The organism is Nocardia sp. NPDC049220 (genome assembly GCF_040647855.1).
In the GTDB taxonomy this organism is placed as follows: Bacteria; Actinomycetota; Actinomycetes; order Mycobacteriales; family Mycobacteriaceae; genus Nocardia.
Genome location: NZ_JBEZDA010000021.1, coordinates 76,881 through 83,113 on the forward strand (window position 1 = coordinate 76,881; position 6,233 = coordinate 83,113).

The window sequence follows — 6,233 nt, forward strand, 5'->3', positions numbered from 1 at the left end:
TCGGAAAGGAACTCATCACCATGACCGACCGCAGTGTTGAAGACGAGTTGATCGCCGAGGCCCGCAAGTTCGGGCACTCCCTGACGCATCTGTTGCGCCTCTACGCCCAAGCCGGGACCTGGTTGGAGCGTCGCCGGGTGCGTAAGCAGATCAGTGTGGTGTTGCGTGAGCAGCGCCGCGAGGAGCAGACCGCGCGCGGTCATCAGCTGGTGTTCACCCAGCAGATGATCGACCGCTACCGCGTCCACGCGTTGGCGATCAGCGAACGCGCCGAGAATCCGAGCGTGGATCACGAACGCCGCTACCGGGATGCGCAATCGCTGAGCAGGCACGCGAACGATCTGCGTGCCCGGATCGTGGCCAACGACCGGTTGACCAAAACCGAGCAGGGCATCGCCCTGGACGGGTTGGATGCCGCGACGATGTTCCCGCGGTTCGAGCCGGGCCGGTTGTTCGACCAGGCACACAAAGTCCGCGGGATCGATGCGCTGCGTTACCGGGCGCAGGTTGCCCGCACCGTCCGCGAACAGTTGGCGCACACCCCGCAAAGGGAGCAGCGGCAGGCACCGCGGTTCGAGACAAGCCTGACCTGGAGCACCCGTGATGGGGAGATCGCCGGCCGGGAGATTCGCGGGTTCGACCAGGCCACTGACGGGTTGGCGTGGGCGTACCGCGATATCGACCACTCGTTGTGGTCCGACGACCAGCAAGTGGAGGTGAGCGTACGAGACCAAGGTGGGCGCCGGGTGTATCAGAGGCACGGGCACCCACAAGAGGTCGCAGAACAGCTCGAACACCCGTTGGGCATCATCCGTGACGCCGATGGTGCCTTCGTGCAGAAACCTGGCGCTGGGGTGTTCGCCGACCCGGACACGCTGGCCGATCACCAGCGCACCGTTGCCGAGGCTCATTTCGAGTGGTCCCGTCCAACGGTCGATCGTCCTCCGCAGGGAACGGATTCGGTGTCGAAGCCGTTCGTGGTGAACGTCGGCCCGGCTGATGTCATCCATATGGGCGAGCATGAGTTCGCCAGGATTCCGGGCGAGGACCATCCGCAGCTGCGTACGTTCGAAACCCGTGAGCAGGCCTATGACTGGGCGTTGAACCAGCTCGACGCCTACCGCGAAACCAGCAGCCGCCGTGGCGAGGACTTCACCGCCAGCATCCGCGAGCACGGCCGCCGCGACAACAGCGAGGTCGTGGACGGACCACTCGGGATGGTCACCGACGAAATCCGTTCTCTGCGTGAGGAGCACATTCGCCACAGTGCTGAACGACCTCAGACACGTTCAGCTGAGCCGAAGACGCAACCCCCTGTCGAGGAGTCGCAGCCCAGCCGTGACCGTCTCGCCGAGGTCGAGCGTCAGCTCAAGGACATCAGCGACGACCGTGACCGGTTGGGCTCGCGGGTCGAGATGCTGCAGCGCGGGCTGGATGCGGTGAGCGCTGACCGTGACGAGCACAGGCGGAAGTTGGAGGCCACGCAGGCACAGGTGGAGTCGTTGCAGAACACCAACCTGCGCCAGACCCGTGAGCTGGAGGACTTGCGGCAGAACGCATTGCGGGTGGTGAAGTTGACCGTCGAGCGTGACCAGTACAAGTCCGAGCGCGATCAGTTCAAAGCCCAGCGTGACGAAGCCGTGCAGAAGCTGGCCCAAGCCACCCCGGCCCACGAGCGCTACGGCAACCGCGAACACAGCAACGGCAAGAGCACCGACCCGCAGCCGACCTCCGAAAACGGACGGCAGTCCAGTACCGGTCCGATGGGCAAGCGCGCCAGCTACCTGCACCTCACCGGAAAAGGCCGTGACCAGGCCGGCCCGGACACCCAATCCTGGCCCCACCCCGAACGGGACACCCAAGGCCGCAACGGTATCGAGCGGAGCCGCTGACATGGAACGTGAACACGAAGAGGCCATGCGCGCCGACTACACCACCTACACCGAGCTGGGACGGCAGATGCTGCGGCCCTCGACCAGCGCCGCCGAGATCCAGGCCATCGACATGCAACAACAGATCGTGGCGGACCGCTGGGAGTTCGGCCCTCGCGCGCAGCATTGGCAGTACCTGGAGGACGCGGACGAGGACTGGAAACGCTCGCCGAAGGTAATGGCCCGGATGCTCGACAACATCGACCACAGTGGCGGAGCCGGGGTGAGCGATGTGCAGCGCCGCAGCCCGGAGCAGGCCCGCCAGCTGACCGGCAACGACCGGCCACAGCCGCGGATCGAGCGGGGGCGGTGAACGATGCACATCGAGCACGAAGAAGCGATGCGAGAGGCGTTCGCCGAGGTCGATCGCCTGTCGCAGTTGCGCGATCGACCCGGTGCCAGCGACATCCAGATCCAAGACTTCTATCGAAGGCAGGAGGCGATCGACGCGGGTTGGCGTAACGGCCCGCATCCTGGTGAGTGGAAGTACCTGAAAGACGTTCACGACCGATGGGCGCGCACCCCGGGTGATATGCGGCGCATGCTCGCCGCACCGGGAGCAGATTGGTTGGACGGGGTGCAGCGGCGCAGTATCGAGCAGGCTCGAATCCTCACCGCGCAGCACATCCGTTCCGAGATCGAGCGGGGGCGGTGACGATGACGACACCGCAACCGTCGCAGGGCCGTTCGTATGAGGTCGTGACCGACGCCCTGAACCGTCGGGTCGGTCCGGCCCGGTTCCCGCGGGATCCGCAGCAGTGGACGAACTACCTGTGCCCGGTGCACGAGGGCGACGGCCACCACCACAACCCCAGCCTGGGTGTGCGGTACGACCCACGGCAAGGCAAAACGATGGTGCGCTGCTGGGCCCGCTGCAACGACGAGGAAGTGCTTGACCGGATCGGGTTACGGGTGCGCGACCTATGGGACCGCCTGCCCGAACGCGAACCGAACCGGCCACCCATCGGTGTGCACGGTCAGCGGTACGGCGTTACCGAGCGGCGGGCATTGACCCCGGTCGAACGCGCGATCACCGCAGCGCAGTTCCCGACCCTGGCGAAACGGGACCTGGGGGCCCAGACCGGGCGGCCACAGAACGTGGACACCTACGTCTACAAATGGCCGAACGGCCGCGTCGAGGGTGCCGTGACCCGGGTGCATACCCCACATGAGCATGGGTACGCCAAGTCGTTTTGGCAGGCACGTTGGACCGGGACCGAATGGGAGAAGGCCGGTTTCGCACCGATCCCATGGAAACTCACCGACATCCGCGAAGCCCTCGACACCGGCCGCGAGATCCTCGTCTGCGAAGGCGAGAAGGACGTCCAACGCGCCAACCAGGCCGGGCTGATCGCGACCTGTAACGCGATGGGCGCAGGGTCCTGGAACTCCGAGCATGCGCGGTGGCTGGCCGGCGCGGGACGGGTGATCGTGGTCGCAGACCGCGACCGCCCCGGCTACCAGCACGCCGCCAAGGTCGCCGACACCCTCACCGACCGCGTCGGCGAAGTCCGCGTCCTGCAAGCCCGCAGCGGTAAAGACCTCTCCGACCACTTCGACGCCGGATACGACCTGACCGACCTTGAGCCCGTCCCGTACCTGGACCGACCACGGCAGCGGGAGCGATTTCATACCCCGGTCATGAGCCGGGCGCGTACCCGCAGCCGGTAACCCCAACACCTTTCAGGCCAGGTCTTGCCTGGTGACGTCGCCGGATCGCTCTGGGGCGCAGTAATAGCGCTGCGCCCCACGGCATTCACGGAAAGGAAATTCGACTGATGAGCAAATTCGATCAACTTCTCACCACAGCCGATGACCACCCCGTTGTGGTCATCGTTGCCACCGGGACGGCACTTGCGGTCGCTGTTGGCGCGGTTGTGGCCGCGCGGCTGATCACCCGATGGGTACACGGGCGTGGTGTCACCGGTGAACAGGCCGGGACTCTGATGGCCGCGGGTATCGCCACGGGTGTGAGTACGCAGGGCATGTGGGTGTTCTTCGATGAGTCCCTGCACCTGACGCTGTCGCTACGGATCATGTTTTTCGCCTTCCTCGAGATCATGGTGTTGACCTCGGCATTGCGTGCCCGCACCGCGCAGCGGCAAGGCGGAAGCGCCGGCGTGGACGGGATCGCGATGTGGGTGTTGACCTGCCTGTCGGCGATCCTGGCCGCGACCGACGCCGACAACCTCGGCACTTTGCTAGTCCGGCTGACGGCGCCACTGGTCGCGGCGTGGGGTTGGGAACGCAGCATGGCGCTGGAACGGCAGCGCTCAGGCAACCTCAGCGGCGTGAACTGGCGCATCACACCTGAACGGATCTTGATCCGGCTGGGGCTGGCCGACCCGACCGACCGCACCGCCAGCGAAGCCGCTGCCCAACGGCGCCTCATCGACGTTGCATTGGCCGCCGACTACGCCCGCACCTTGCGGGAGGCCGGCGCTCGGCCGTGGCGGATCAACCGGGCCAAGCAGAAGCTGCAGAAGTCGATGCGCCGCGCCATCGAAGACGGCGGCCTCGTTGTCGAGCACGGCCGCGACCGGCAGGCAGTGCTGCTGGACAACATCCGCGTCCTCTCAGGTGCCTCGGCACTACTGGAACTGGACCTGCCCAACCCTTGGCTGCCGACCCCAGCCGCCGATGCTGCCGACCCGGCCAGCGGGCAGGTCTCGGCAGACCCACAGTCAGTCGAACCGCTGCCGATTACGCAGCCCGACCTGCCGACCCAGCAGCCGGACCCGTCGACCGCTGCGCCGCCGGAGCACGCCGCCGCCGAGGACTCCGATCGGCATCCCGCGCGAACAGGGCGGCAGGTGCGGCGGGACCCGGCCGTGCGTGCACGAGTCCTCGAACTGCGGGCCGCTGAGAAGCCCGCCACTGAAATTGCTGCCGACCTCGACATCAGTCCCCGCACCATCGGACGCATTCTCGCCGACCTCGCCGCCGAATCCGCCGACCTGCCTGCCGACCTGCCAGATCGGCAGGCCACACATGACGCAGCTACCGACCCGGCCGCTTCGTGGCCGAACGGCCTGCGCATCCTCGCCGGCGGCACCACCGGGCACCCCGCCCCGCCTGCCGACGACGGCGAGGCCATCCTCGATGCCGAACTGATCGACGACGACCAGTACGTGCTCGCCCAACAGCCCCACACGGGCGATGAAGCAGCTGGAGTGGTTGAACGATGACCGGAATCGAATGGACCGAGGCCACCTGGAACCCGGTCACCGGCTGCGACCGCATCAGCGCCGGGTGCGACAACTGCTACGCGCTGGCGATGGCCAAGCGGTTGAAGGCGATGGGCGCAGCGAAGTACCAGCGCGACGGCGATCCGCGTACGTCCGGACCCGGATTCGGGGTGACAACTCACGCGGATGCATTGGATGTCCCGCGCCGGTGGCGTGCACCGCGGCTGGTGTTCGTCAACTCCATGTCCGACCTGTTCCACGCACGAGTCCCAGAGGCGTTCGTGCGGGAGGTATTTGACGTCATCGCCTCCACACCGCAACACACCTACCAGGTGCTGACGAAACGGCCGTCTCGGATGAGGCGCGGCCGGCCGCGGGATGGTCTTCCCGCCGAACCTATGGGTCGGTGTCTCGGTCGAGAACCAGACGAGCGCGGACTCCCGGATTCCGGATCTATTGGCGGTCCCAGCAGCGGTGAGATTTCTGTCGTGCGAGCCGCTGCTGGGACCAGTGTCGTTAGCGCAGAATCTGTTTCCGGATCAGTGCCGGGATGGGTATGGGTGCCGTCTTACAGAGGAGACTGACCGGCGGGAATGCGCATGTGGTGCATGTACGGACCGGCGTCTGGTCTCACCGATCGGGTGGGTCATTGTCGGCGGCGAGTCTGGGCCGGCCGCACGGGTGATGAACCCGAATTGGGTGCGGGGTCTACGCGACGAGTGCATCGACGCCAGGGTGCCGTTCTTCTTCAAGCAGTGGGGCGGCAGGACCCCGAAACACCACGGCCGCAGCCTCGATGGACGGATCTGGGATCAGATGCCCACGACCTGAATATCGCTCAAACCTCTCTCCAGTAGGCCCGCCGGGCAGCCGCCAGGCGGGCCTACTGGCATGTCTGGGACCCGATTTCTGCCGGGACAGTGACGGGACAAAGCCGGGACAGTGACGGGAGAGTGCCGGGATTTTCAAGTCCCGGCACAGTCCCGGCATGCCCAGGCCAAACATGCGTTTGACCTGGGGTGTTTTGTGCCGTCTCCTGCCCTGCCCGGCTGACACTCTCTATGGCTTCGCTGTTCATAGAGAGTGTCAGGCGGGCCGGGCAGGAGGCCTCTGA

Annotated in this window: 6 protein-coding genes and 1 pseudogene; all 7 read left to right on the plus strand. The window is 66.3% G+C overall.

What is annotated here, in order from left to right:
• The first annotated feature begins 20 nt into the window (after positions 1-20).
• The 7 genes and pseudogenes from AB0C34_RS28400 (at position 21) to AB0C34_RS28430 (ending at position 5,950) form a co-directional block, all read left to right on the plus strand.
• Positions 21-1,892 carry a hypothetical protein gene (locus AB0C34_RS28400; protein WP_357079439.1) on the plus strand — a complete coding sequence of 624 codons (1,872 nt, stop codon included), beginning with the start codon at positions 21-23 and terminating at the stop codon, positions 1,890-1,892.
• A 1-nt stretch (position 1,893) separates the two neighbouring features.
• Positions 1,894-2,244 (plus strand): hypothetical protein, encoded by a 351-nt coding sequence (locus AB0C34_RS28405; RefSeq protein WP_357079442.1) that lies wholly within the window; start codon positions 1,894-1,896, stop codon positions 2,242-2,244.
• Positions 2,245-2,247: 3 nt separating this feature from the next.
• Complete coding sequence (locus tag AB0C34_RS28410; protein WP_357079445.1) at positions 2,248-2,586, plus strand: hypothetical protein; 339 nt, start codon at positions 2,248-2,250, stop codon at positions 2,584-2,586.
• A 2-nt stretch (positions 2,587-2,588) separates the two neighbouring features.
• On the plus strand, positions 2,589-3,602 hold the full coding sequence (locus tag AB0C34_RS28415) for a toprim domain-containing protein (RefSeq protein WP_357079447.1): 1,014 nt from the start codon (positions 2,589-2,591) through the stop codon (positions 3,600-3,602).
• A 107-nt stretch (positions 3,603-3,709) separates the two neighbouring features.
• Positions 3,710-5,119, plus strand: a complete 1,410-nt coding sequence (locus AB0C34_RS28420) for a helix-turn-helix domain-containing protein (protein WP_357079449.1) — start codon at positions 3,710-3,712, stop codon at positions 5,117-5,119.
• A pseudogene (locus AB0C34_RS28425) lies at positions 5,116-5,427 on the plus strand (DUF5131 family protein); the annotation flags it as partial. The gene AB0C34_RS28420 and the pseudogene AB0C34_RS28425, both read left to right, overlap by 4 nt.
• Before the next feature lie 70 nt (positions 5,428-5,497).
• Entirely contained in the window at positions 5,498-5,950 is a 453-nt protein-coding gene (locus AB0C34_RS28430) for a DUF5131 family protein (protein WP_357079452.1), read from the plus strand.
• The last annotated feature ends 283 nt before the right edge of the window (positions 5,951-6,233 follow it).

Excerpts from the sequence above, each read along its gene's own strand:
- AB0C34_RS28415 (WP_357079447.1), top strand. The coding sequence starts at position 2,589 with ATGACGACACCGCAACCGTCGCAGGGCCGTTCGTATGAGGTCGTGACC.
- AB0C34_RS28405 (WP_357079442.1), top strand. The coding sequence starts at position 1,894 with ATGGAACGTGAACACGAAGAGGCCATGCGCGCCGACTACACCACCTAC.
- AB0C34_RS28410 (WP_357079445.1), top strand. The coding sequence starts at position 2,248 with ATGCACATCGAGCACGAAGAAGCGATGCGAGAGGCGTTCGCCGAGGTC.
- AB0C34_RS28430 (WP_357079452.1), top strand. The coding sequence starts at position 5,498 with ATGGTCTTCCCGCCGAACCTATGGGTCGGTGTCTCGGTCGAGAACCAG.
- AB0C34_RS28420 (WP_357079449.1), top strand. The coding sequence starts at position 3,710 with ATGAGCAAATTCGATCAACTTCTCACCACAGCCGATGACCACCCCGTT.
- AB0C34_RS28400 (WP_357079439.1), top strand. The coding sequence starts at position 21 with ATGACCGACCGCAGTGTTGAAGACGAGTTGATCGCCGAGGCCCGCAAG.